The following is a 24,085-nucleotide window of genomic DNA, read 5'->3' as shown; positions in this document are numbered from 1 at the left end:
CGGAAGTTAAGCTCTCTAGCGCCGATGGTAGTTGGGACCTTGTCCCTGTGAGAGTAGGACGTCGCCAAGCAACTAAAAACACAAGTCTTTTGACTTGTGTTTTTTTGTGTTTTCAAACAGTATGCAAAAAGAAGTAATGGTAATACAAACACGTTGCCCAAGGATGAATCATATTATATAAGAAATCGATGTATATTTTTCTGTAAATTGTTAAGGAATAGAAGTATAAAATATGTCCATTTAAATTAAATAGGGAGGGAAAGATATGAAATCACAAAACGAAGTTTGTATTGTTTGTGAGACAGAAAGAAAAGAAGGGATATATGTTTATAATAATTTAATATGTTATGAATGTGAAAAGGACATGGTGAATACAGAAACAAATGATCCGAAGTATATATATTATTTAAAACAGCTTCGGAAATTAGAAGTATCATATTTTTAAATAGGCATATGCCTATTATTTTTTTTGTTCTGTATAATAGAGAAAGAATGAAATAATAAGGAAGAGATATAGATGAATCAAAATCGCATACCTTTATATGAAGCATTAATAGAGTTTAAAGAAAGAAGGCCGTTATCCTTTCATGTTCCAGGTCATAAAAATGGTTTAAACTTCCCTCAAGGGGCAGTAGAGGAGTTTAAAGATATACTATCTATCGATGTAACTGAGTTATCAGGGTTAGATGATTTACATAGTCCGTTTGAATGTATAGATGAGGCACAACAATTATTAGCTGATGTATATGGAGTGAACAAAAGTTATTTTTTAATTAATGGTTCAACAGTCGGGAACTTAGCAATGATTTTGTCTTGCTGTAGGGAACATGATATTGTTCTTGTACAAAGAAATTGTCATAAATCAATTATTAATGGTTTAAAATTAGCAGGAGCAAATCCAATTTTTTTAGATCCATGGATTGATGAAGCTTATAACGTACCCGTGGGAATTCATGATGAGATTATTAAGGAAGCAATTGAAAAATATCCAAATGCGAAAGCACTTATTTTAACACATCCTAATTATTATGGTAAGGGGATGGATTTAGAGGCAAGCATTGCTTATGCACATGCACATAAAATTCCTGTGTTAGTAGATGAAGCGCATGGAGCTCATTTTTGTTTAGGTGGGGCATTTCCAAAGTCAGCTTTAGCATATGGTGCAGATATTGTAGTTCATTCCGCACATAAAACATTACCTGCGATGACGATGGGATCCTATTTACATATAAATAGCCGCTTAGTGAAAGAAGAAAAAGTTTCTACTTATTTAAGTATGCTACAATCTAGTAGTCCATCGTATCCAATTATGGCTTCCCTTGATATTGCACGCTTTACGATAGCGCGTATAAAAGAAAAGGGACATGATGAAATTGTCGAGTTTTTACAGAAATTTAAAGAAGAATTGTCTTCTATCCCACAATTAGCTATTTTACAATATCCATTACAAGACGAGCTAAAAGTTACCATACAGACGCGTTGTCAGTTATCAGGATACGAATTACAGTCCGTATTAGAAAAGGTTGGTATATATACCGAAATGGCAGATCCATATAATGTCTTATTTATTTTGCCTTTGCAAGTAAATAAGAAGTATATGAAGGCTATAGAGATGATCCGGGCGGCATTGCAACCTTATGAGGTGAAAGACAAGACGGAATCTATTCGTTATACTTATAAAGGAGAAATTTCTCCCCTGCCGTATACATATAAACAACTGGAAGGATATGAAACAAAAGTAGTATCTGTAGAAGAAGCAGTTGGGATGATAGCGGCGGAAATGGTAATTCCATATCCACCTGGTATTCCATTGATTATGTATGGAGAAAGAATTACTTCAGAACATAAAGAGCAAATTATGCATTTAGAGAGAGCAGGCGCTCGTTTTCAAGGTAGCACGAAATATATGAAAGTGTATGATATAGAAAGTAGGTTTTAGGATGAAGGGATTATTTGTAACAATTGAGGGGCCAGAAGGTTCGGGTAAAACAACGTTAATTCAAGGTTTATTGCCATACTTTGAACAAAAGGAACAAAAGGTAATGGCGACAAGAGAACCAGGTGGTATTGCGATTTCTGAGGAGATTAGAACGATTTTACATAAGCAAGAATATACGATGATGGAAGCACGTACAGAGGCACTTTTATATGCCGCTGCACGTAGACAACATTTAGTGGAAAAAGTTATGCCGGCACTTGATGAGGATTACCTTGTATTATGTGATCGTTTTATAGATAGCTCTTTAGCGTATCAAGGCTATGCAAGAGGGTTAGGTATGGATAAAGTATTTGAAATCAATCGTTTCGCAACAGAAGACTGCATGCCTAGTTTAACAATTTACCTAGACATTGAACCCGAGGTTGGTTTAGCTCGAATTGCAAAAGATGCAGGACGTGAAGTGAATCGGTTAGATATGGAAGATATCACTTTCCATAAACGTGTGCGTGAAGGGTATTTACAAGTTGTAGAACGTTTCTCGGATCGTATTGTATTAGTAAATGCTGATCAACCAATGGAAAAACTTATAGAAGAAGTTATTCAAGTTATAGAAGATAAATTGTTATAATAGAAGGAAAGAATGAAATAAGTGAGGTATGCATTATGACGAAGACGTGGGAGCAGCTTTCTGCTATACAACCCATCGGTGTAAAAATGTTGATGAATAGCATCGCAAAAGAGCGTATATCCCACGCTTACTTATTAGAGGGAGGGAAAGGGACAGGAAAGTTTGCGACAGCAATTCAAATGGCAAAGAGTTTCCTCTGTTCTCAGCGGAATGGGGTAGAGCCTTGTCATGTATGTACAAATTGTAAGCGAATTGATTCAGGTAACCACCCAAACTTACATATTGTAAAACCAGACGGATTGTCTATTAAGAAGCAGCAAATTCATGATTTACAAGAAGAGTTTTCAAAAACAGGATTAGAAGCAAATAAAAAAGTATATGTTATTGAGCACGCAGACCGTATGACAGCAAATGCGGCGAATACACTGTTGAAATTTTTAGAAGAACCAAGTAGTGATACAACAGCTATTTTACTTACTGAACAAAGTCATCAAATTTTAAATACGATTTTATCTCGTTGTCAAGTTGTTACATTTAGACCGTTACCTACGGAATCTTTAATTAGAAGATTACAGGATGAAGGTGTTACGACATCTTTATCGACACTTGCTGCACAACTCACAAATAGTTTTGATGAAGCTTTGGCTTTATGTAGTGATGAATGGTTTGCACAAGCACGAGCTTTAGTGATAAAATTATGTGAAGCGCTCGAAAAAGATAAAGCCTCTATTTTTTTTGTACAAGAAAAATGGGGAAAACACTTTGGAGAGAAAGAACAATTACAGCAAGGTTTAGATATGTTACTCCTTATTTATAAGGATTTATTATATGTTCAACTTGGAGAAGAAGATCGTCTTGTTTTTCATGAGCAGAAAGAGATGTTTGAATCTTTCTCCTACGCTCAGAAGCGCATTGTATCAGCTCTCTTTAATATATTAGAGGCAAAAAATAGAATCAACGCTAATGTAAATGCGCAGCTTGTGTTCGAACAGTTAGTGTTGCGGTTGCAGGAGGGATGACCGTTTTGTATGATGTAGTAGGTGTTCGCTTTAAGAAGGCCGGAAAGGTGTATTACTTTGATCCGAATCAGTTCGATATCTCTGAAAATGAGTTTGTAATTGTAGAAACGGTAAGAGGTATTGAATACGGAAAAGTAGTTATTACCAAAAAGCAAGTTGATGAAAACGACGTTGTATTACCACTAAAAAAGGTTATTCGCATTGCAAATGAAAACGATCGTACCATTGTTGAAGAGAACAAACATGCTGCAAAAGAGGCATATCAAGTTTGTCAGCAAAAGGTAGTAGAACATAATCTTGATATGAAACTTGTAGATGTAGAGTATACGTTCGATCGCAATAAAATTATTTTCTACTTTACTGCGGATGGTCGGATTGATTTTCGCGAACTAGTGAAGGACTTAGCAGCAATTTTTAGGACAAGAATTGAACTAAGACAAATCGGTGTTCGTGATGAAGCGAAAATGCTTGGTGGTATTGGTCCATGTGGTCGTATGCTTTGTTGTTCTACTTTTTTAGGGGATTTTGAACCTGTATCCATTAAGATGGCAAAGGATCAAAATTTATCATTAAATCCTGCAAAAATCTCTGGTTTATGTGGTCGCTTAATGTGTTGCTTAAAATATGAGAACGATGAATATGAGGCAGCAAAGGAACAACTTCCTGATTTAGATCAACGTATACAAACCCCGCATGGTACTGGCCGTGTTATCGGATTAAATATTTTAGAAAGATTAATTCAAGTGGAACTAGTAGACAAGGAACGGATAGTAGAATATACGTTAGATGAGTTAGTGAATAAAGGGGTCGTTTCGAGTCAAACCACAGATTAATGAGGTGGGTGCTTGTGGAGAAAAAAGATATTTTTGCATCGGTTTCTAGTATGGAAGAGCAAATTGGACATTTATACAAACAGTTGGGAGAATTAAAACAACATCTTGCAGAGTTACTGGAAGAAAACCAACATATAAAAATGGAAAATGAAAATTTGCGACACCGCTTTGAAGAAGTACAGATTAAAGAAAAACAAAAAACTCAAAAACGTAAAGAAGTGAAGCCGAAGACAGATATTGGTGAAGGCTACGATAATTTAGCAAGACTATATCAAGAAGGTTTTCATATTTGTAATCTGCATTATGGAAGTGTACGTAAAGAGGGAGATTGTTTATTCTGCCTGTCATTTTTAAATAAAAAGTGAAATTACCTTTCCAATAATAATTGGAAAGGTAATTTTTTATACATGAGAGTAGAATCGAATATGTTTTTTATTAGTAGAAGATGAAATAGGGTAGGTTAAGTGTAAGAAAAGGAGCAACATATGAATTTATACGAAGATGAACGTTTAGATTACTTATTAGCACAAGATTTGAAGATTATACAAAGCCCATCAGTATTTAATTTCTCGTTAGATGCTGTTTTACTTGCAGACTTTGCTTGGGTGCCAATTCAAAAAGGTAATTTACTTGATTTGTGTACAGGTAATGCAGTTGTACCCCTTCTATTAAGTACAAGGACGAAAGGGAATATTACTGGTGTAGAAATTCAAGAACGCTTATATGATATGGGAATAAGAAGTGTCCAATACAATAAGTTGGAAGAAAGAATTCACTTAATACACGGGGATTTGAAAGATATGCCGGAGAAACTTGGGCGTCATCAATATGATGTTGTCACATGTAATCCGCCTTATTTCCAAACACCTGCAACCTCTGAAAAAAATATGAATGAACATTTAGCGATAGCTCGTCATGAAATTATGTGTACACTAGAGGATGTTGTATCTGCAAGTAGTCAGCTAGTAAAGCAAGGCGGGAAAGTAGCATTTGTACATCGTCCAGGTCGTTTATTAGATATTGTTACATTAATGCGTAAATACAAAATTGAACCGAAGCGTGTACGATTTGTTTATCCTAAGGCAGGGAAAGAAGCGAATACATTGTTAATTGAAGGAATTAAGGACGGAAACGCAGATTTGAAAATATTGCCACCTCTTTTTGTATATGAAGAAAATAATGAATATACAAAGGAGATTCGTTCTATTTTATATGGAGAAGAATAAGCATTGTTTTTATGTAGTGGAGTGCTCTGATGGAAGTTACTATGCTGGATATACAAATCATATAGAGAAGCGGATTGAGACCCATAATAGCGGAAAAGGGGCTAAGTATACGCGTGCTAGACTTCCTGTTGCTTTAAAATACGTAGAATTTCATGAAGATAAGCGTACAGCTATGCAAGCAGAGTATTATTTTAAGCAATTAAATAGAAAACAAAAAGAAGAATATATGCAAAAAGGAGAACGCTATGTGGCAACAAAAAAGCTTTCAACAAAGTGAAAAGGGAGTTTTATATTTAGTACCAACTCCTATTGGAAATTTAGAAGATATGACATTTCGTGCAATCCGAATTTTAAAAGAAGCGGATTTAATTGCTGCTGAAGATACGAGACAAACAAAAAAACTTTGTAATTATTTTGAAATTGAAACGCCTGTTATGAGTTACCACGAGCATAATAAAGAAGTAAGTGGAAAGAAAATATTAGAGAAGTTAGATGAAGGAAAGACTGTAGCACTTGTTAGTGACGCTGGTATGCCGTGTATTTCCGATCCAGGCTATGATATTGTTGTCGAGGCAGTAGCTGAGCAATATCATGTAATCCCGCTTCCTGGGGCAAATGCAGCCCTTACAGCATTAATTGCATCAGGACTTGAAACAAAACAGTTTTATTTCTATGGGTTTTTACAAAGAAATAAAAAAGAAAGAAAAATGGAGTTAGAGAAGCTTCGTTACATACAAACTACAATGATGTTTTATGAAGCGCCTCACCGCCTGGATGATACTTTAATCTCGATGCAAGAAGTATTGGGAAATAGAGAAATCGTATTATGCCGAGAGTTAACGAAAAAATTCGAGGAATTTATTCGAGGAACAGTTGAAGAAGCAATTGAGTGGACGAAACAAAATGAAGTTCGTGGTGAGTTTTGTATTTTAGTAGCTGGTTCAACGGAAGAACCTGCTCCAGAAGAAAAATGGTGGGGATCTATTTCAGTATATAATCATATTGAACATTATATAAACGAAAAAGGTATGAATTCAAAAGAGGCGATAAAAACAGTCGCTAAAGATCGAGATTTGTCGAAACGCGATGTATATCAAATCTATCATGTCGATAAAAAATAAGCTTCTCATAATTGAGAAGCTTATTTTGCTGTTTCGATATAATCTTGAAGCTCGTTTAAGATTTGCTCAGCGCCTTCTTTGCTTAAGATAATTTTACCTTCAGCTAAAGATAGGTTACCATCAGATACTTCACCAGTTACTTGGCAAGTCATGTTTGGCTTATATTTTTTCAAGATGATTTTCTCGTCATCAACATAGATTTCAAGAGCATCCTTTTCTGCAATACCTAAAGTACGGCGTAATTCGATCGGAATTACTACACGACCTAATTCATCAACTTTACGAACGATACCAGTAGATTTCATAATTCTTTTCCTCCTAAAGAAATAGTTTATAAGTTTCGAGTCTATTTTTAGATTCGTCATTTTTCGACAAAATACCCTATGGACATATGATACCAATCATTTACATTTCCGTCAATTCTTTAATTCTATATTTTTTAAAAAGATTTATAGATTTCTTACTTCTTATATATAATAGAATTTGAGTAATTTCTACTATTATTTCACTTTATTTTCGGAAAAATCAAGAAATTATAGGTAATGACTGTATATTTTCTTGAAATATGAGTAATAGATGATAAATATAAAAATATGAACTTGTTTTTATCCTGCATTAACGGGTAGTAAGATTCTAAATTTTAAATTCGGCTGGGCCAAAGAAGTTAAGTGGAAGTCGGATTGCTCGTAAAAGTCCGATTGGTGTGGGTTGATAATCCGTGGGAATGAACAAGACCCTCACAGATTAAAGTTTCACTTTATATATAAGTTTTTGATATACTATTTATAAATACATATGAGGTTATCCGGGAGGTCCAAAACAATGACAAAGGAAAACAAATCCTTTTATATTACTACCCCAATTTATTATCCAAGTGGAAAATTACACATTGGACATGCTTATACAACAGTAGCAGGAGATGCGATGGCACGATATAAGCGTATGCAAGGATATAATGTTCATTATTTAACAGGAACTGATGAGCATGGACAGAAGATCCAAAAGAAAGCAGAAGAATTAAATGTTACACCACAAGCATATGTGGATAACATCGTTGCAGGAATTAAAGAACTTTGGGAGAAGATGGATATCTCCTATGATGACTTTATCCGTACAACGGAAGATCGTCATAAAGATGTTGTCGAAAAAATCTTCAAGCAACTAGTAGATCAAGGTGATATTTATCTTGATGAATATGAAGGTTGGTATTCTGTACAAGATGAGACATTCTATACAGAGCATCAATTAGTAGATCCAATTATGGAAGGTGACAAAGTAGTTGGGGGGAAAAGTCCAGACAGTGGTCATGATGTAGAACTTGTTCGTGAAGAATCATATTTCTTTAGAATGGGTAAATATGTTGACAGACTATTAAAGTTCTATGAAGAGAATCCACATTTCATTCAGCCAGAGTCTCGTAAGAATGAAATGATTAATAACTTTATTAAACCAGGATTGGAAGATTTGGCAGTTTCCCGTACTTCATTTGACTGGGGAGTTCGTGTTCCAGGTAATCCGAAACACGTTATTTACGTATGGGTTGACGCATTATCTAACTACATTACAGCATTAGGTTATGGAACAGAAAATGAAGAGATGTATAAGAAGTTCTGGCCAGCAGATGTGCATTTAGTTGGAAAAGAAATCGTTCGTTTCCATACGATTTATTGGCCAATCATTTTAATGGCATTAGATTTACCTCTTCCGAAAAAAGTCTTTGCTCACGGTTGGATTCTAATGAAGGATGGAAAGATGAGTAAGTCAAAAGGGAACGTAGTAGATCCAGTTACATTAATCGATCGTTACGGATTAGATGCATTACGTTATTACTTACTTCGTGAAGTTCCATTTGGATCTGATGGCGTATTCACACCAGAAGGATTTGTGGAGCGTATTAATTTCGATTTAGCAAATGACTTAGGTAACCTATTAAATCGTACAGTAGCTATGATTGATAAGTACTTTAACGGAGAAATTCCTGCATTTAAAGCAAATGTAACGGAATTTGATGAAACGTTAGTAACGTTTGCACAGGATACGTTGAAAAAAGTGGAAGAAGCAATGGAGAACATGGAATTCTCTGTAGCTCTAAGTTCAATTTGGCAATTGATTAGCCGTACGAATAAATATATTGACGAAACACAACCGTGGGTATTAGCGAAAGATGAGAATGATCGCGAAAAGTTAGCCTCTGTAATGGCTCACTTAGCAGAAGTACTTCGTCAAACAGGTATTATGCTTATGCCATTCTTAACAGTAGCACCAAGCAAGATGTTCGCTCAGCTTGGCCTTACTGAAGAAGCGCATACATCTTGGGAAAGCCTGTCTACAATTGGATGCATTCCAGCTGGAACAAAAGTAGAAAAAGGAAACCCGATTTTCCCTCGTTTAGAAATGGAAGTAGAGGTAGCGTACATTAAAGAACAAATGAAAGCCTCTGCTCCTAAAGTAGAAGAGAAAAAAGAAGAAGAACCGAAGACAGAAGAAATTACAATTGATGATTTCTTTAAAGTAGAATTACGCGTAGCTGAAGTTCTATCGGCGGAACCTGTGAAAAAAGCAGACAAGTTGTTAAAAATTCAACTAGACTTAGGCACAGAAAAACGTCAAGTGGTTTCTGGAATTGCAAAATTTTATTCGCCGGAAGATTTAAAAGGTAAAAAAGTTATTTGTGTAACAAACTTAAAACCTGTAAAATTACGCGGTGAATTATCACAAGGTATGATCTTAGCGGGTGAAGAGAATGGCGTATTGTCATTAGCATCAATTGACCAAAATCTACCAAATGGTACAAAAATTAAGTAATTAAGACAAGAAAAGAGATGTTTCACGTGTAACATGTGTGAAGCGTCTTTTTTCTTTTTACACTCTCAATTTTTGCATTAAGATTGTAGTATTGTTATCGTTAAGTTATAAAAGAGCTTATTTGCGTAGAATAAATTTGATTTCAATATAAAAGGAGTTATGTATTATGTTGTTTGATACACATTCACATTTGAATGCAGAGCAATTTGAAGAAGACTTACAAGAAGTTATTGCCCGAATGAAAGAAGCGGGGGTTACTTATACAGTTGTTGTTGGTTTTGATGAAGTAACGATAAAAAAGGCGATTGAATTAGCTGAAGCCTATGATTTTATTTATGCCGCGGTTGGATGGCATCCAGTTGATGCAATCGACATGACAGAAGAGCATTTAGCTTGGTTAGAAGAACTTGCTTCTCATCCTAAAGTCGTTGCACTTGGAGAAATGGGCTTAGACTATCACTGGGATAAGTCTCCAAAAGAAATACAGAAAGAAGTATTCCGTAAACAAATTGCATTAGCGAAAAAAGTAAAATTACCGATTATTATACATAACCGCGATGCAACTCAAGATATTGTTGATATTCTAGAAGAAGAGAATGCAGATGAAGTAGGAGGTATTATGCATTGCTTTAGCGGTAGCGTAGAGGTAGCAGAGCGATGTGTTGATATGAACTTTTTAATTTCGTTAGGTGGACCGGTTACGTTTAAAAACGCTAAGAAACCGAAAGAAGTTGCTACGGAGATTCCATTAGAGAAATTATTAATAGAGACGGATTGTCCGTATTTAACACCGCATCCATTTCGCGGGAAACGAAATGAACCAAGTTATGTAAAACTCGTAGCAGAAGAAATTGCGAACTTAAAAGGAATTTCTTATGAAGAGGTAGCGGAAGTAACAACTAAGAATGCAAAAGCTTTATTTGGTGTCGAATAAAAAGAATGGGGGAGCCCATTCTTTTTATTTTTTGAGAAACAGAATAGTAGAAGTGGTAGAGAAAACGAGGGTGAATGAGTAAGTGTTACAATAAGGAGAGAGAACAAAGTTTTGGACATTCTATTTTTTAAAATGTAACAATGGGGAAAATAATAATGGAAAAGTCGTCATTTTTTTGTTTTACTAAGTAGAGACGAAACGAGTGTGGAGGCAAGCATGAAAATTAAAGAGATTATCGTTGTAGAAGGTAAAGATGATACAGTCGCGATTAAGCGTGCTGTTGATGCGGATACAATTGAAACGAACGGTTCAGCAATCGGTGATCATGTTATTGAACAAGTTAAATTAGCGCTGCAAAAACGAGGCGTTATTATTTTCACAGATCCGGATTATCCTGGAGAGCGTATTCGAAAAATTATTTCTGATAAGGTGCCTGGATGTAAACATGCTTTTTTACCGAAGGAAGAAGCACTTGCTAAGAGGAAAAAAGGTGTCGGGATTGAACATGCTTCTAATGAATCAATTCGCCGTGCTTTAGAGAATATACATGAAGAAATGGAAGCTTACACAAGTGAAATCAGTTGGAGCGATTTAGTCGATGCAGGTTTAGTGGGCGGAGAAATGGCAAAGAGTCGCAGAGAAAGAATGGGTAAGCTATTAAAGATTGGTTATACAAACGCAAAACAGTTACATAAACGTTTACAAATGTTTCAAGTTTCAAAAGAATCATTTGCAGAAGCTTATAAGCAAGTCATACAGGAGGAAAGAAAATGAAGGATATCGCAACGCCAAATCGTACGAAAGATATTGTTGAAAAGTATGGATTTTCATTCAAAAAAAGTTTAGGACAAAATTTTTTAATTGATACGAATGTATTAAATCGTATCGTTGATCACGCTGAAATTGGTTCAGAAAGTGGTGCAATTGAAATTGGACCAGGTATCGGTGCATTAACAGAACAATTAGCGAAGCGTGCTAAAAAAGTAGTGGCTTTTGAAATTGATCAAAGGTTATTACCGATTTTAGATGAGACGTTAGCTCCATATGGCAACGTTACTGTTATCAATAAAGATGTACTAAAGGCAGATGTACATGAGGTGTTTAGTGAGCAATTTGAAGAAGGGCAAGATGTAATGGTAGTAGCTAACTTACCATACTATATTACGACGCCAATTTTATTTAAATTGCTGGAAGAGAAATTACCGGTTCGTGGATTCGTTGTTATGATGCAAAAAGAAGTTGGGGATCGTTTAGCGGCTAAGCCTGGAACGAAAGAGTATGGTTCTTTATCCATTGCTATTCAGTATTATACAGAGGTAGAAACAGTTATGACTGTACCGCGTACAGTGTTTGTGCCACAACCGAATGTTGATTCTGCAATTATTCGCCTCCTAAAGCGTCCTAAACCAGTGGTAGAGGTAACAGATGAGACATTCTTCTTTGAAGTAGTACGAGCAAGTTTTGCACAGCGTCGTAAAACTCTAATGAATAATTTATCAAATAATTTAAATGGTTTCCCGAAAGATAAAGAGCTGTTGGATCGGATTTTAACAGAAGTAGGAATTGATCCAAAACGAAGAGGCGAAACGCTATCTATCGAAGAGTTTGCGACATTAAGTAATGCATTAGTTCTTCATAAGTTATCATAAGGGTACAAAAGGGACAGTTCAATTTGAACTGTCCCTTTTGTCACCTTTCTCCTCCTAAATTCATACTTTAAAAACAGGTAAGATGGCCTAACGAGTTTGGAGGTAGGAGAATGGCTTTACATGTTGGAGAATTAGTGGAACGATATTCTCATAATAGGGATATCCTTTTTCGTATTATAGAAATAAAAGGCGAGATAGCTATATTGTTTGGAGAGGAAATTAGATTAGTGGCAGATGCGCCACTTGAAGATTTAATTAGTATAGATCAACGAGAACATAAAAAGAGAGCAAAGCGTGAGAAAGAAACAATGGAGCGGACGTATCGTTTGTTTCAACAAGATTACGTATTAATGAAACAAAGGCATGAACACACTTCAACTGGTGGATATACAAGTGAAGTGAATTATTTTCAAATGCCAGGACGTGTATTGCACATAGATGGAGACCCCTTATATTTGCGCAAGTGCCTAGATTTATATAATAAAATTGGTGTTCCTGTACAAGGTATTCATTGTAAAGAGACGGAGATGCATGAAAAGGTAGTAGATTTAATAGACCATTTTCGCCCGGACATTTTAGTTATTACAGGGCACGATGCGTATACAAAATCAAAAGGTGTAAAGGGAGATTTAGCAGCATATAGGCATTCAAGGCATTTTGTACAGGCTGTTCGAGAAGTGAGAAAAAAATATCCATCATTGGATCAACTCGTTATTTTTGCTGGGGCATGTCAATCACACTTTGAAGCATTAATTCGAGCGGGCGCTAATTTTGCTAGTTCCCCATCTAGAATTAATATTCACGCACTAGATCCTGTATATGTGGTTGGTAAAATTAGTTTTACGTCATTTATGGAAAGGGTTAATGTATGGGATGTTGTACGTAATACGATTACTGGTGAAAAGGGACTTGGCGGGATTGAGACAAGGGGGATTTTACGAACTGGCTTACCTTTTCAACATTATGAAGAATAAGCAAGGTACATATGTATCTTGCTTTTTTGTATGGAGAGGATTTAAATCTGTTTGGATAAAAAGAGACAAGAACGCACAGACTACATAATGATACTTTTACAATATAGTATTTCTTCTATCTATTCGAACGCATGATGCTTTTATAATGATATTGTCTGTGAGTTGCGGTTAATAATTGGGATAGATATATCGTGTTTTAAGTGTTCAATCTAAATTACAGCGAGGTGTAACGAAGTATATGTCAAAACGTTTAGATGAAATTAAAAGCGAATTAGATCACCATCTTGGACAGAGACTGATGTTAAAGGCAAACAGTGGGAGAAGAAAAACTGTAGAACAATCAGGTGTACTTGCAGAAACGTACCGTTCTGTTTTTGTTGTACAACTGGATCAACAAGAAGATACGTTGCAACGTGTGTCGTATAGTTATGCGGATGTTTTAACAGAGACAGTAGAGTTAACATTTTATGGTGAACCTCATAATGAAGTGATTTTATAATTCATGTATCGTTACATATATTCCCACAAATGAAAAGCTATATTATTTTGCATACTAATGATACCGTAGCAAAATAAGGAGGGACTCTGCATTGAGTAGACGAAGAGGTGTCATGTCGAATCAATTTAAAGAAGAGCTTGCAAAAGAGTTGGGCTTTTATGATGTTGTTCAGAAAGAAGGATGGGGCGGAATTCGTGCGAAAGATGCTGGTAACATGGTGAAACGTGCTATAGAAATTGCAGAACAGCAATTAATGAAACAAAACCAGTAGTTGTAAGATACTTTCTATGCTACGGTAGCCGAGGAGTGATTCCTCGGCTTTTTGTACTATAAAAAGTGCCATCATTTTACATAAGTAGTTTCATTCTGAATGCTTTTCGTTATAATTAGGGAAGTGTCATCGTCTTACTATAAATTTATGGTAAAATAAACGATAAAAGATTGAGTACATAGAGTGGGTGAATAGATTGAAGCTACTAGTGAAAGCACCAGCAAAGATTAATCTGTCGTTAGATGTACTGGGAAAAAGACAAGACGGATATCATGAAGTGAAAATGATTATGACAACAATTGATTTAGCGGATCGTTTAGAACTAATGGAATTAGCAGAAGACCGTATTGAAATTTTATCCCATAATCGGTATGTCCCAGACGACCAAAGAAATCTGGCTTATCAAGCAGCGAAATTATTAAAAGAGAAGTTTAATGTGAAAAAAGGCGTATCTATTACTATTGAAAAAACGATTCCAGTAGCAGCTGGATTAGCGGGTGGAAGTAGTGATGCAGCAGCGACATTACGTGGTCTTAATAAATTATGGAATTTAGGGCTTACAATTGATCAGTTAGCAGAGCTTGGCGCAGAAATTGGATCAGATGTATCGTTTTGTGTATATGGTGGGACAGCAATTGCCACTGGAAGAGGAGAGCAGATTGAGCACATAAAAACTCCACCTTCTTGTTGGGTTATTTTAGCAAAACCTCATATTGGGGTATCTACTGCTGATGTATATGGAAATTTAAAGTTAAATCGAGTTACACATCCGGATGTAGATAAAATGGTAGATGTCATAAATGCTGGAGACTACAAAGGGATTTGTGATAATGTTGGTAATGTTTTAGAAGATGTAACGTTTGCGATGCATCCTGAAGTTGCACGTATTAAGGCACAAATGAAGCGATTTGGGGCAGATGCTGTATTAATGAGTGGAAGTGGTCCAACTGTATTCGGCCTAGTGCACCATGATTCGAGAATGCATCGTATATATAACGGATTAAAAGGATTTTGTGAACAAGTATACGCAGTACGTTTATTAGGAGAGCGAGAAACGCTTGAATAAAGACGTATAATACGTTATGATTTGTTTAGAATATTCGTGATTTGAGGTGAGAGTATGAAAATTAGACGAAGTACAAGATTAGTCGATATGACGTATTACTTGTTACAAAACCCTCGTCAGCTAGTTTCTCTCACTTTTTTTGCTGAAAGGTATCAATCAGCTAAGTCTTCTATTAGTGAAGATTTAGTTATTATTAAGCAAACGTTTGAACAACAAGGGGTCGGCACATTGCAAACGATACCAGGAGCAGCAGGAGGAGTGAAATATATACCATATATAAGTGAAGAAGAGGCAGATCTAATTATTGGTGAGCTTTGTAGCTTATTTGAAAATCCAGATCGTATTTTGCCTGGTGGTTACTTATATATGACAGATCTTTTAAGTAATCCTCGTCATATTAATGGGGCAGGTCGTTTGTTTGCTTCTGTTTTTGCTAGGCAACCAATTGATGCAGTTATGACGGTGGCAACAAAGGGAATTCCACTTGCGTATGCAGTGGCAAATTACTTAGATGTACCGGTAGTAATTGCAAGGAAAGACAATAAGGTAACAGAAGGACCAACTGTTAGTATTAACTATGTATCAGGTTCCTCTAAGCGCATCCAAACAATGACGCTAGCGAAGCGTAGCCTTCCAGAAGGATCCAATGTTTTAATTATTGATGACTTCATGAAAGCTGGCGGAACCATTCAAGGTATGATGAGTATGTTAGAAGAGTTTAAAGCTAATGTTGTTGGGATTGGTGTATTGGTAGAGTCTACGGATATTGAAGAAAGACTAATTAACAATTTTGTATCATTAATTCGTCTATCGGAAGTTGATGTGAAAGAAAAAGCGATTCAAGTGGAAAAGGGAAATTATTCACTGGCACCATTTGATGAAGGGCTTGTAGAGGCTGAGTAAAAAGGTAAAGCAAATAGCTTTATCTTTTTTTATTCTATTTATAAGTTATAAAATAGATGGACAAACTGCTTTTCGTGCACTATTTTTAAAGAGTAAAAATAAATAATAAAAGGGTGAAAAGTATGAAAGTTGTTCAAACAAACAATGCACCACAAGCAATTGGACCATATTCACAAGGGATTATTGTAAATAATATGTTTTACAGTTCAGGACAAATTCCGTTAACTGCAAGTGGAGAGCTTGTAGCAGGAGACGTAACAGTACAAACAGAGCAAGTATTTCAAAATTTACAAGCAGTATTAGAAGAAGCAGGTGCTTCATTTGATACGGTAGTAAAAACAACAGTATTCTTAAAAGATATGGATGACTTTAATGCTGTTAATGAAGTATATGGATCTTATTTCTCTGCTCATAAGCCAGCTCGTTCTTGTGTACAAGTAGCAAAATTACCGAAAGATGTTTTAGTTGAAATCGAAGTGATTGCCCTAGTTAAGTAATTCTTTGTAAGCGATAACCTCTACTAATCTCTATATTCAATTACATTAAAAATTTTTATCTTAAAAATTTTTAAAAAATTAAAGGGAAAATAGAAATTTTGTGGAATTTATACAAATATATCGCTTATTTAGAAAAGGGTGGTGAACACAAGATGGAAGTGACTGACGTAAGATTACGCCGCGTAAACACAGAAGGCCGCATGAGAGCAATTGCCTCTATTACTCTAGACCATGAATTTGTTGTTCATGATATTCGTGTAATTGATGGTAATAATGGATTATTTGTAGCAATGCCAAGTAAACGTACTCCAGATGGAGAATTCCGTGACATTGCACATCCAATTAATTCTGGTACACGCTCTAAAATTCAAGATGCGGTTTTAACAGAGTATCATCGTTTAGGCGAGTTAGAAGAGGTTGAGTTTGAAGAAGCAGGTGCTTCGTAAAATTCGAATGAAAAGGGCTTTTTAGAGAAGCCCTATAATTTTGCAACAAACTCCTGTAAGCATTTACAGGGGTTTGTTTTTTTGTGTTTATACATATATCTCATTTAGAAAATTCCGAATTAAATAAAATAAAGAGGAGAACTTCTAATTTTTTCAAAATCATTTTAAATAGTATAGCTTATTTCTTAAAAAAGATACTAAAGAGTAAAACATCTTATAAGAATTATGGTAAAATTTAATAGTTAAAATGTGTTTCTTGAAATATATGATGATTTAGGATAATATCGTTAATGGATAAATAGGTTGCGATGGAGGGTCTATATGTCAAACAGATTTGCAGTGATTCTAGCGGCAGGTAAAGGCACACGTATGAAGTCTAAGCTATACAAGGTGCTTCATCCTGTATGTGGAAAACCTATGGTACAACATGTTGTCGATCAAGTATCTCAATTAGGATTGCAGAAACTTGTAACAGTCGTAGGACATGGTGCTGAAATGGTACAAGAACAGCTAGGAAACGTAAGTGAGTTTGCATTACAAGCAGAACAACTTGGTACAGCACATGCTGTAGATCAAGCTGCAAGTGTACTTGCAAACGAAGAAGGAACAACTTTAGTTATTTGTGGTGATACACCGCTAATAACTGCTGAAACGATGGAAGCATTACTTCAGCAACATAAAGAAGCAGGGGCAATGGCAACGGTATTAACAGCTTACATAGAAGAACCTGCTGGATATGGTCGTATCGTTCGTAATGAGAATGGTCATGTTGAAAAGATTGTTGAGCATAAGGATGCAAATGAGAAAGAATTAGCTATTAAAGAAATCAATACAGGTACGTATTGTTTTGATAATAAAGCTTTATTCGCTTCACTTTCTAAAGTTTCAAATGATAACGTACAAGGTGAATATTACCTGCCAGATGTTATTGAAATTTTAAAAAATGAAGGTCATATTGTATCAGCTTATCAAACAGAGCACTTCGATGAAACGTTAGGTGTTAACGACAGAGTCGCTCTATCGCAAGCGGAAATTATTATGAAAAACCGTATCAACCGAAAGAACATGGTAAATGGTGTTACTATTATTGATCCAAGTAACACGTATATTTCTGCTGATGCAATTATCGGTAGTGATACAGTTCTTCATCCAGGAACAATTATTGAGGGGAACACTGTAATCGGTTCTGATTGTGAGATTGGACCGCATACAGTAATTCGCGATAGTGAAATTGGAGATCGTACGACAATTCGTCAATCTACTGTACATGATAGTAAGCTTGGTACAGAAGTATCGGTTGGCCCATTTGCACATATTCGCCCAGATTCAGTTATTGGAGATGAAGTACGCGTTGGAAACTTCGTGGAAATCAAAAAAACTGTTTTTGGTAATAGAAGTAAAGCTTCACACTTAAGTTATATCGGGGATGCACAAGTTGGAGAAGACGTGAATCTTGGTTGTGGTTCAATTACGGTGAACTATGACGGTAAGAATAAATTCAAAACTGTGATTGGTAACGGGGTATTTATTGGATGTAATTCAAACCTTGTTGCTCCTGTAACAGTTGAAGACGGTGCTTATGTGGCAGCAGGCTCTACAATTACAGAGAATGTTCCATCAAAAGCATTGTCTGTAGCACGTGCACGTCAAGTTAACAAAGAAGACTATGTTGATCAATTGCTGAATAAGAAAAAATCATAATGTGGAGGGTTAATCTAGATGTCGACTCAATATCTAAATTCTAATTTGAAAGTATTCTCTTTAAACTCTAATAAGGAACTTGCTGAGCAAATTGCAAAGCATATTGGAGTAGGACTAGGAAAATGTTCTGTTGATCGTTTTAGTGATGGAGAAGTTCAAATTAACATTGAAGAAAGTATCCGTGGTTGCGATGTATTCATTATTCAATCTACAAGCTTCCCAGTAAACGAACATATCATGGAATTACTTATTATGATCGATGCATTAAAGCGTGCATCTGCAAAAACAATTAATATTGTTATTCCTTACTATGGTTATGCGCGTCAAGACCGTAAAGCGCGTTCTCGTGAACCAATTACATCGAAACTTGTAGCAAACTTGCTTGAAACAGCAGGTGCAACTCGTGTAATCACTCTAGATTTACATGCTCCACAAATTCAAGGGTTCTTTGATATCCCAATCGACCACCTAATGGGTGTACCGATTCTTTCAGATTACTTTGAAACAAAAGGTCTTAAAGATATCGTAATCGTGTCACCTGACCACGGTGGAGTAACTCGTGCTAGAAAAATGGCAGATCGCCTAAAAGCACCGATCGCTATTATTGATAAGCGTCGTCCTCGTCCGAACGTATCTGAGGTAATGAACATTATCGGTAATATTGAAGGTAAAACAGCAATTTTAATTGATGACATCATTGATACAGCTGGTACAATTACATTAGCAGCAAACGCTCTTGTTGAGAACGGTGCTTCTGAAGTATATGCTTGCTGTACACACCCAGTATTATCTGGTCCAGCAATTGAGCGTATCCAAAACTCAAATATTAAAGAGTTAGTTGTAACGAACTCTATCGTATTACCAGAAGAGAAGAAAATCGACAAAGTACATGAACTTTCAGTTGCTCCACTAATCGGAGAAGCAATCATTCGTGTATACGAAGAAGAATCTGTAAGTGTATTATTCAATTAATTGGATAGAATGAGACGTAACCAAGATTGGTTACGTCTTTTCGTATCGAAAAAAGAAAGTAGTGGTACAAGAATGAAATTGATAGTAGGACTTGGGAACCCAGGTAGAGAATATGAATTAACAAGGCATAATATTGGATTTATGGCGATTGATGAACTTGCAAAGCGTTGGAATATTTCTTTGAACGAACAAAAGTTTAAAGGAGTATTTGGTGCAGGATTTGTTAATGGAGAAAAAGTAATCTTATTAAAGCCACTTACATATATGAATTTATCTGGGGAAAGTATTCGTCCGTTAATGGATTACTATAAAATTGATGTAGAGGACTTCGTTGTTCTATACGATGATTTAGACATCCCTGTAGGTAAATTACGCCTTCGTATGAAAGGCAGTGCGGGTGGACATAATGGTGTGAAATCAACAATTTCACATTTAGGAACACAAGAGTTTCAACGTATCCGCATGGGAATCGATCGTCCGAAAAATGGAATGAAGGTAGTAGATTACGTATTAGGACGTTTTACATCAGAAGAGATTCCTGATGTAAATCATTCTATTGAAAAAGCAGCAGATGCATGTGAAGAATGGTTAAATAAACCTTTTCTTCAAATTATGAATACTTTCAATAGTTAAGGGTACGATTGGGAATATTTTATTTTGTTTTTACCCATACTAGCAGTAATTGGATTTTTAGGAGGCTAGTATGGAAGGGTATTATTATTGCAGACATTGCGGGAGTAATGTAGGCTCCGTTACCGCAGAAAAAGTATATAGCGACGTTTTATTTCAACTAACAGAGCAAGAAGTAGTAGAAATGATTCATTTTCATGAGAATGGAAATATATATATAAAAACGATTTGTGAATTGTGTCAAGAAACGCTCGCATCTTATCCTGAGTATTATGAATATGAAAAATTTCTGCAATAAAATGTTGTCGCTTTGGCATGTCCAAAGCATTTTTCTGTTTTCTTTTTCCGAAATATTTGCATAAAATATAGTGGCTTGCTCTTTTATGTTGAGAGGGGTTTTGAAAATGATAGGTTTATTAGAGCAATTTTATAAAAATGAAGAGATCCAATCGGTCATTAATGGATTAGAAGATGGGTTAAAAGAGCAACTTGTATCAGGTATGGCAACCTCTTCTCGTTCGTTATTAATGGCGGCCTTATATAAAAAAACAAAAAAATCACAACTTATTGTGACGCATAATTTATATCAAGCACAAAAAGTACATGAAGATTTAGTGGCGTTACTTGGTGAAAAAGATGTATGGCTATATCCAGTAAATGAATTGATAGCATCAGAACTTGGTGTTGCAAGCCCAGAATTGAAGGCGCAACGTATTGAAGTGTTAAATCGCTTAGCTGCAGGAGAACATGGGATTATTGTAGCACCAGTTGCAGGACTACGCAGATTTTTACCAATGAAAGAGTTGTGGAAGCAAAGGCAAATCGAAATCAATCTAGGGCAAGAGATTGATTTAGATACATTCTTGCATACTTTACATCATATCGGCTATGAGCGTAAGTCTATGGTAGAAGCTCCTGGAGAATTTAGTTTACGCGGGGGAATATTAGATATTTATCCACTAACTGAAGAGCTACCATTTCGTATTGAATTTTTCGATACAGAAGTTGATTCTATTCGATTGTTTGATGTGGATGAACAGCGCTCTCAAGATAAAAAAGAAAGTGTTAGATTTGGTCCAGCAACAGAGTTTTTATTTTCGCAGGAAGAATTGAAATCAGGAATTAAGCATCTTGAAGAAGGTCTGACTAAGACGATGCAAAAACTTTCTGATGATAAGTTGAAGACTACAGTGCTTGAGACGGTAAGTCATGAAATTGAGATGTTAAAAAACGGGCAAAGTATAGAACAGATGTTTAAATATTTATCTATTTTCTATAACGAACCTGCTAGTCTGATAGATTATTTACCAGAAGATGGTGTTGTGATTTTAGATGAGATTTCACGTATTCAAGAAACAGCATCACATCTTGAAACGGAAGAGGCGGAATGGTATATATCCCTTCTCGGTGAGGGAACAATCATTCAAGATTTATCTTTCTCTCATTCGTTTGAAGAATTTCTTCATCATAAAAAAAGAAGTTTTGTATATTTAACGTTATTCTTACGTCATATAGCACATACACATCCGCAAAACATTGTGAATGTGACATGTAAAACAATGCAAGATTTCCATGGGCAGATGCAGTTGTTGAAAACTGAAATTGATAGATGGAACGAAGGGCATTTTACGACTGTTGTGTTAGGTACAGATGATGAACGTGTGAAAAAACTACAACATATTTTAAGTGATTATGATATTGAGGCAGATATTGTAGAAGGCACAGATATATTATTGCCTGGAAGGCTACAAATTGCTGTAGGTGATTTACATGCAGGATTTGAAATGCCGATGCAAAAGCTTGTTGTCATTACTGAAAAAGAGCTTTTCCATAAGAAAGTTAAAAAATCACAACGTAAGCAAAAGTTATCGAATGCTGAGCGTATTAAAAGTTATTCGGAATTAAAAGTTGGGGATTATGTAGTTCATGTAAATCATGGTATAGGTAAATTCTTAGGTATTGAAACATTAGAGATTAACGGTGTTCATAAAGATTATTTGAATATTAAATATCAAGGTAATGATAAGTTATACGTTCCAATTGAACAAATTGACCAAGTGCAAAAATATGTAGGATCTGAGGGTAAGGATCCGAAAGTTTATAAATTGGGTGGAAATGATTGGAAGAAGGTCAAAACGAAAGTTGAAAAATCTGTACAAGACATTGCGGATGACCTAATTAAACTATATGCTGAGCGCGAAGCTTCAAAGGGTTATGCATATACACCGGATACGGCAGAACAACAAGAATTCGAGTCCTCTTTCCCGTATCAAGAGACAGAGGATCAATTACGTTCTATTGAAGAGATTAAAAAGGATATGGAACGTGGACGTCCGATGGATAGGCTTCTTTGTGGTGATGTAGGATATGGAAAGACGGAAGTAGCTATTCGTGCGGCGTTTAAAGCAATTATGGATGAAAAACAAGTTGCAATTTTAGTGCCGACAACGATCCTTGCACAACAACACTATGAAACAATTCGAGAGCGTTTTCAAGATTATCCAATCAATATAGGATTATTAAGTAGATTCCGTACGAGAAAGCAGCAAAATGAAACAATTAAAGGTTTAAAAGATGGCACAGTAGATATTGTAATCGGAACGCACCGTATTTTATCTAAAGATGTTACTTATAAAGATTTAGGTCTTCTTATTATTGATGAAGAACAAAGATTTGGTGTAACGCATAAAGAAAAAATTAAACAATTAAAAGCAAATGTTGACGTATTAACATTAACGGCAACTCCGATTCCGCGTACGCTCCATATGTCTATGCTTGGTGTGCGTGATTTATCTGTTATTGAGACGCCGCCGGAAAATCGTTTCCCGGTTCAAACATATGTAGTAGAGTATAATCCAGCATTAATGCGAGAAGCGATAGAACGGGAGCTTGCAAGAGGTGGTCAAGTTTACTTCCTATATAATCGTGTAGAGGATATCGAACGAAAAGCAGATGAAATTTCGATGTTAGTTCCAGATGCGCGTGTAACTTATGCACATGGGAAAATGAACGAGAGTGAATTAGAGTCTGTTATGCTATCGTTTTTAGAAGGACAGCATGATGTTCTTGTAAGCACAACGATTATTGAGACGGGTGTAGATATTCCAAATGTAAATACATTAATTGTATTTGATGCAGATCGTATGGGATTATCGCAGTTGTATCAGCTTCGTGGGCGTGTTGGACGTTCTAATCGTGTTGCATATGCTTACTTTGCATACAAACGGGATAAAGTGTTATCGGAAGTTGCGGAGAAGCGCCTGCAAGCCATTAAGGAGTTCACAGAGCTTGGATCTGGTTTCAAAATTGCGATGCGAGATTTATCAATTCGTGGTGCTGGTAACTTGTTAGGAGCCGAACAACATGGATTTATTGATTCTGTCGGATTTGATTTATATTCTCAAATGTTAAAAGATGCAATTGAACAGCGTAGGGGAACAGACGGAGTTGAAAATACAGTTAATGTTGAAATTGATTTAGAAGTAGATGCATATTTACCGGATGCTTATATTTCTGATAGTAAACAAAAAATTATGATGTATAAACAGTTTAGAGGTGTTTCTGCAATTGAGGATATTGAAGAGTTGCAGGAAGAGATGATAGATAGATTTGGTGATTACCCGCAAGAAGTTGGTTACTTATTGCAAATCGCAAATATTAAAGTATTAGCAATGAAAGAACAAATTGAATTAATTAAGCAAAATAAATTTGAAGTAACAATTCTGTTCTCAGAACAAGCGAGTCAAAACATTGATGGCGGAAAATTATTTATGCTTGGAAATAGTTTTGGACGAATGATCGGTCTAGGAATGGAAGGATCACAATTGAAAATCGTCATGAAAACAAATGGCTTAGAGACATCGAAGTGGTTAACAATTGCTGAAAATTTATTAAAAGGCTTGCCAGATGTAAAAAAAGAAGTCATAAATGCCTAATATTAGATAAAAAAATGCAATTCGACGTGCATAGAAG

Annotated in this window: 26 protein-coding genes; 25 read left to right on the top strand and 1 reads right to left on the bottom strand. The window is 35.6% G+C overall.

What is annotated here, in order from left to right; all coding sequences use genetic code 11:
- The first annotated feature begins 265 nt into the window (after positions 1 to 265).
- The 9 genes from FH036_RS25670 (at position 266) to rsmI (ending at position 6,766) form a co-directional block, all read left to right on the top strand.
- Positions 266 to 445 carry a sigma factor G inhibitor Gin gene (locus tag FH036_RS25670; protein ID WP_000842028.1) on the top strand — a complete coding sequence of 60 codons (180 nt, stop codon included), beginning with the start codon at positions 266 to 268 and terminating at the stop codon, positions 443 to 445.
- A gap of 72 nt (positions 446 to 517) precedes the next feature.
- The gene (locus FH036_RS25665) at positions 518 to 1,939 is read left to right on the top strand and encodes an aminotransferase class I/II-fold pyridoxal phosphate-dependent enzyme (protein ID WP_139896368.1); all 1,422 of its coding nucleotides are present in this window, start codon (positions 518 to 520) and stop codon (positions 1,937 to 1,939) included.
- Between the two features lies 1 nt (position 1,940).
- The gene (gene tmk / locus FH036_RS25660) at positions 1,941 to 2,567 is read left to right on the top strand and encodes a dTMP kinase (RefSeq protein WP_000677231.1); all 627 of its coding nucleotides are present in this window, start codon (positions 1,941 to 1,943) and stop codon (positions 2,565 to 2,567) included.
- Positions 2,568 to 2,602: 35 nt separating this feature from the next.
- Positions 2,603 to 3,586 carry a DNA polymerase III subunit delta' gene (gene holB / locus FH036_RS25655; RefSeq protein WP_000169574.1) on the top strand — a complete coding sequence of 328 codons (984 nt, stop codon included), beginning with the start codon at positions 2,603 to 2,605 and terminating at the stop codon, positions 3,584 to 3,586.
- Between the two features lie 5 nt (positions 3,587 to 3,591).
- Complete coding sequence (locus FH036_RS25650) at positions 3,592 to 4,419, top strand: PSP1 domain-containing protein (RefSeq protein WP_000272429.1); 828 nt, start codon at positions 3,592 to 3,594, stop codon at positions 4,417 to 4,419.
- 14 nt (positions 4,420 to 4,433) lie between these two features.
- The gene (gene yabA, locus FH036_RS25645; protein ID WP_000412056.1) at positions 4,434 to 4,784 is read left to right on the top strand and encodes a DNA replication initiation control protein YabA; all 351 of its coding nucleotides are present in this window, start codon (positions 4,434 to 4,436) and stop codon (positions 4,782 to 4,784) included.
- A gap of 120 nt (positions 4,785 to 4,904) precedes the next feature.
- Positions 4,905 to 5,645, top strand: a complete 741-nt coding sequence (locus FH036_RS25640) for a tRNA1(Val) (adenine(37)-N6)-methyltransferase (protein ID WP_001055351.1) — start codon at positions 4,905 to 4,907, stop codon at positions 5,643 to 5,645.
- Complete coding sequence (locus tag FH036_RS25635; RefSeq protein ID WP_000414340.1) at positions 5,632 to 5,922, top strand: GIY-YIG nuclease family protein; 291 nt, start codon at positions 5,632 to 5,634, stop codon at positions 5,920 to 5,922. The genes FH036_RS25640 and FH036_RS25635 overlap by 14 nt, the downstream gene beginning before the upstream one ends.
- Positions 5,891 to 6,766, top strand: coding sequence for a 16S rRNA (cytidine(1402)-2'-O)-methyltransferase (gene rsmI, locus FH036_RS25630; RefSeq protein ID WP_000267829.1), 876 nt, complete (start codon positions 5,891 to 5,893; stop codon positions 6,764 to 6,766). Before FH036_RS25635 ends, rsmI begins: the two co-directional genes overlap by 32 nt.
- Positions 6,767 to 6,786: 20 nt before the next feature.
- Here rsmI and FH036_RS25625 read toward each other — a convergent pair whose 3' ends face one another.
- The gene (locus FH036_RS25625; protein ID WP_000843036.1) at positions 6,787 to 7,071 is read right to left on the bottom strand and encodes a transition state genes transcriptional regulator AbrB; all 285 of its coding nucleotides are present in this window, start codon (positions 7,069 to 7,071) and stop codon (positions 6,787 to 6,789) included.
- Positions 7,072 to 7,588: 517 nt separating this feature from the next.
- On the opposite strand from FH036_RS25625, the gene metG reads away from it, so the two are divergent.
- From metG to mfd, 16 genes are all read left to right on the top strand, one after another.
- Positions 7,589 to 9,571 carry a methionine--tRNA ligase gene (metG, locus tag FH036_RS25620; protein WP_138322583.1) on the top strand — a complete coding sequence of 661 codons (1,983 nt, stop codon included), beginning with the start codon at positions 7,589 to 7,591 and terminating at the stop codon, positions 9,569 to 9,571.
- A 166-nt stretch (positions 9,572 to 9,737) separates the two neighbouring features.
- Positions 9,738 to 10,505 (top strand): TatD family hydrolase, encoded by a 768-nt coding sequence (locus tag FH036_RS25615; protein ID WP_070805065.1) that lies wholly within the window; start codon positions 9,738 to 9,740, stop codon positions 10,503 to 10,505.
- A gap of 216 nt (positions 10,506 to 10,721) precedes the next feature.
- A complete protein-coding gene (gene rnmV, locus FH036_RS25610) occupies positions 10,722 to 11,279 on the top strand; it encodes a ribonuclease M5 (protein ID WP_000692830.1) in 558 nt (185 codons plus the stop codon).
- On the top strand, positions 11,276 to 12,154 hold the full coding sequence (gene rsmA / locus FH036_RS25605; protein ID WP_000651552.1) for a 16S rRNA (adenine(1518)-N(6)/adenine(1519)-N(6))-dimethyltransferase RsmA: 879 nt from the start codon (positions 11,276 to 11,278) through the stop codon (positions 12,152 to 12,154). Before rnmV ends, rsmA begins: the two co-directional genes overlap by 4 nt.
- A 110-nt stretch (positions 12,155 to 12,264) precedes the next feature.
- On the top strand, positions 12,265 to 13,128 hold the full coding sequence (gene yabG / locus FH036_RS25600) for a sporulation peptidase YabG (protein ID WP_001173738.1): 864 nt from the start codon (positions 12,265 to 12,267) through the stop codon (positions 13,126 to 13,128).
- 238 nt (positions 13,129 to 13,366) lie between these two features.
- Positions 13,367 to 13,627 carry a biofilm formation stimulator Veg gene (gene veg / locus FH036_RS25595; protein ID WP_000044350.1) on the top strand — a complete coding sequence of 87 codons (261 nt, stop codon included), beginning with the start codon at positions 13,367 to 13,369 and terminating at the stop codon, positions 13,625 to 13,627.
- Positions 13,628 to 13,718: 91 nt separating this feature from the next.
- Positions 13,719 to 13,898 carry an acid-soluble spore protein SspF gene (gene sspF, locus FH036_RS25590; RefSeq protein WP_001985066.1) on the top strand — a complete coding sequence of 60 codons (180 nt, stop codon included), beginning with the start codon at positions 13,719 to 13,721 and terminating at the stop codon, positions 13,896 to 13,898.
- A 196-nt stretch (positions 13,899 to 14,094) separates the two neighbouring features.
- The gene (gene ispE / locus FH036_RS25585) at positions 14,095 to 14,964 is read left to right on the top strand and encodes a 4-(cytidine 5'-diphospho)-2-C-methyl-D-erythritol kinase (protein WP_000772092.1); all 870 of its coding nucleotides are present in this window, start codon (positions 14,095 to 14,097) and stop codon (positions 14,962 to 14,964) included.
- A gap of 54 nt (positions 14,965 to 15,018) precedes the next feature.
- Positions 15,019 to 15,867 (top strand): pur operon repressor, encoded by an 849-nt coding sequence (gene purR / locus FH036_RS25580; protein WP_000702473.1) that lies wholly within the window; start codon positions 15,019 to 15,021, stop codon positions 15,865 to 15,867.
- A gap of 122 nt (positions 15,868 to 15,989) precedes the next feature.
- Complete coding sequence (locus FH036_RS25575; RefSeq protein WP_000869807.1) at positions 15,990 to 16,364, top strand: RidA family protein; 375 nt, start codon at positions 15,990 to 15,992, stop codon at positions 16,362 to 16,364.
- Between the two features lie 152 nt (positions 16,365 to 16,516).
- The gene (gene spoVG, locus FH036_RS25570) at positions 16,517 to 16,810 is read left to right on the top strand and encodes a septation regulator SpoVG (RefSeq protein WP_000454041.1); all 294 of its coding nucleotides are present in this window, start codon (positions 16,517 to 16,519) and stop codon (positions 16,808 to 16,810) included.
- A gap of 321 nt (positions 16,811 to 17,131) precedes the next feature.
- Positions 17,132 to 18,511 (top strand): bifunctional UDP-N-acetylglucosamine diphosphorylase/glucosamine-1-phosphate N-acetyltransferase GlmU, encoded by a 1,380-nt coding sequence (gene glmU, locus FH036_RS25565; RefSeq protein ID WP_000071036.1) that lies wholly within the window; start codon positions 17,132 to 17,134, stop codon positions 18,509 to 18,511.
- A gap of 18 nt (positions 18,512 to 18,529) precedes the next feature.
- The gene (locus FH036_RS25560) at positions 18,530 to 19,483 is read left to right on the top strand and encodes a ribose-phosphate diphosphokinase (protein WP_000107420.1); all 954 of its coding nucleotides are present in this window, start codon (positions 18,530 to 18,532) and stop codon (positions 19,481 to 19,483) included.
- Between the two features lie 72 nt (positions 19,484 to 19,555).
- Positions 19,556 to 20,116 carry an aminoacyl-tRNA hydrolase gene (gene pth, locus FH036_RS25555; protein ID WP_001979768.1) on the top strand — a complete coding sequence of 187 codons (561 nt, stop codon included), beginning with the start codon at positions 19,556 to 19,558 and terminating at the stop codon, positions 20,114 to 20,116.
- Between the two features lie 70 nt (positions 20,117 to 20,186).
- Positions 20,187 to 20,411 (top strand): anti-sigma-F factor Fin, encoded by a 225-nt coding sequence (locus FH036_RS25550; protein WP_000399440.1) that lies wholly within the window; start codon positions 20,187 to 20,189, stop codon positions 20,409 to 20,411.
- Between the two features lie 106 nt (positions 20,412 to 20,517).
- The gene (gene mfd, locus FH036_RS25545; protein WP_000579710.1) at positions 20,518 to 24,048 is read left to right on the top strand and encodes a transcription-repair coupling factor; all 3,531 of its coding nucleotides are present in this window, start codon (positions 20,518 to 20,520) and stop codon (positions 24,046 to 24,048) included.
- The last annotated feature ends 37 nt before the right edge of the window (positions 24,049 to 24,085 follow it).

This window comes from Bacillus sp. CD3-5 (assembly GCF_006349665.1).
GTDB classification, from domain to species: domain Bacteria; phylum Bacillota; class Bacilli; order Bacillales; family Bacillaceae_G; genus Bacillus_A; species Bacillus_A paranthracis.
Note: the sequence above shows the minus strand (reverse complement) of the source record. Positions and strands in the feature narration are given on the sequence as shown.

Bases quoted from the DNA above. Each gene is read 5' to 3' on its own strand.
- yabG (WP_001173738.1), top strand. From the start codon at position 12,265: ATGGCTTTACATGTTGGAGAATTAGTGGAACGATATTCTCATAATAGG.
- holB (WP_000169574.1), top strand. From the start codon at position 2,603: ATGACGAAGACGTGGGAGCAGCTTTCTGCTATACAACCCATCGGTGTA.
- rsmA (WP_000651552.1), top strand. From the start codon at position 11,276: ATGAAGGATATCGCAACGCCAAATCGTACGAAAGATATTGTTGAAAAG.
- FH036_RS25625 (WP_000843036.1), bottom strand. From the start codon at position 7,071: ATGAAATCTACTGGTATCGTTCGTAAAGTTGATGAATTAGGTCGTGTA.
- pth (WP_001979768.1), top strand. From the start codon at position 19,556: ATGAAATTGATAGTAGGACTTGGGAACCCAGGTAGAGAATATGAATTA.
- FH036_RS25665 (WP_139896368.1), top strand. From the start codon at position 518: ATGAATCAAAATCGCATACCTTTATATGAAGCATTAATAGAGTTTAAA.
- purR (WP_000702473.1), top strand. From the start codon at position 15,019: ATGAAAATTAGACGAAGTACAAGATTAGTCGATATGACGTATTACTTG.
- tmk (WP_000677231.1), top strand. From the start codon at position 1,941: ATGAAGGGATTATTTGTAACAATTGAGGGGCCAGAAGGTTCGGGTAAA.
- FH036_RS25635 (WP_000414340.1), top strand. From the start codon at position 5,632: ATGGAGAAGAATAAGCATTGTTTTTATGTAGTGGAGTGCTCTGATGGA.
- FH036_RS25560 (WP_000107420.1), top strand. From the start codon at position 18,530: ATGTCGACTCAATATCTAAATTCTAATTTGAAAGTATTCTCTTTAAAC.
- mfd (WP_000579710.1), top strand. From the start codon at position 20,518: ATGATAGGTTTATTAGAGCAATTTTATAAAAATGAAGAGATCCAATCG.
- glmU (WP_000071036.1), top strand. From the start codon at position 17,132: ATGTCAAACAGATTTGCAGTGATTCTAGCGGCAGGTAAAGGCACACGT.
- veg (WP_000044350.1), top strand. From the start codon at position 13,367: ATGTCAAAACGTTTAGATGAAATTAAAAGCGAATTAGATCACCATCTT.
- FH036_RS25550 (WP_000399440.1), top strand. From the start codon at position 20,187: ATGGAAGGGTATTATTATTGCAGACATTGCGGGAGTAATGTAGGCTCC.
- rnmV (WP_000692830.1), top strand. From the start codon at position 10,722: ATGAAAATTAAAGAGATTATCGTTGTAGAAGGTAAAGATGATACAGTC.
- FH036_RS25575 (WP_000869807.1), top strand. From the start codon at position 15,990: ATGAAAGTTGTTCAAACAAACAATGCACCACAAGCAATTGGACCATAT.
- metG (WP_138322583.1), top strand. From the start codon at position 7,589: ATGACAAAGGAAAACAAATCCTTTTATATTACTACCCCAATTTATTAT.
- FH036_RS25615 (WP_070805065.1), top strand. From the start codon at position 9,738: ATGTTGTTTGATACACATTCACATTTGAATGCAGAGCAATTTGAAGAA.
- spoVG (WP_000454041.1), top strand. From the start codon at position 16,517: ATGGAAGTGACTGACGTAAGATTACGCCGCGTAAACACAGAAGGCCGC.
- rsmI (WP_000267829.1), top strand. From the start codon at position 5,891: ATGTGGCAACAAAAAAGCTTTCAACAAAGTGAAAAGGGAGTTTTATAT.
- FH036_RS25670 (WP_000842028.1), top strand. From the start codon at position 266: ATGAAATCACAAAACGAAGTTTGTATTGTTTGTGAGACAGAAAGAAAA.
- FH036_RS25640 (WP_001055351.1), top strand. From the start codon at position 4,905: ATGAATTTATACGAAGATGAACGTTTAGATTACTTATTAGCACAAGAT.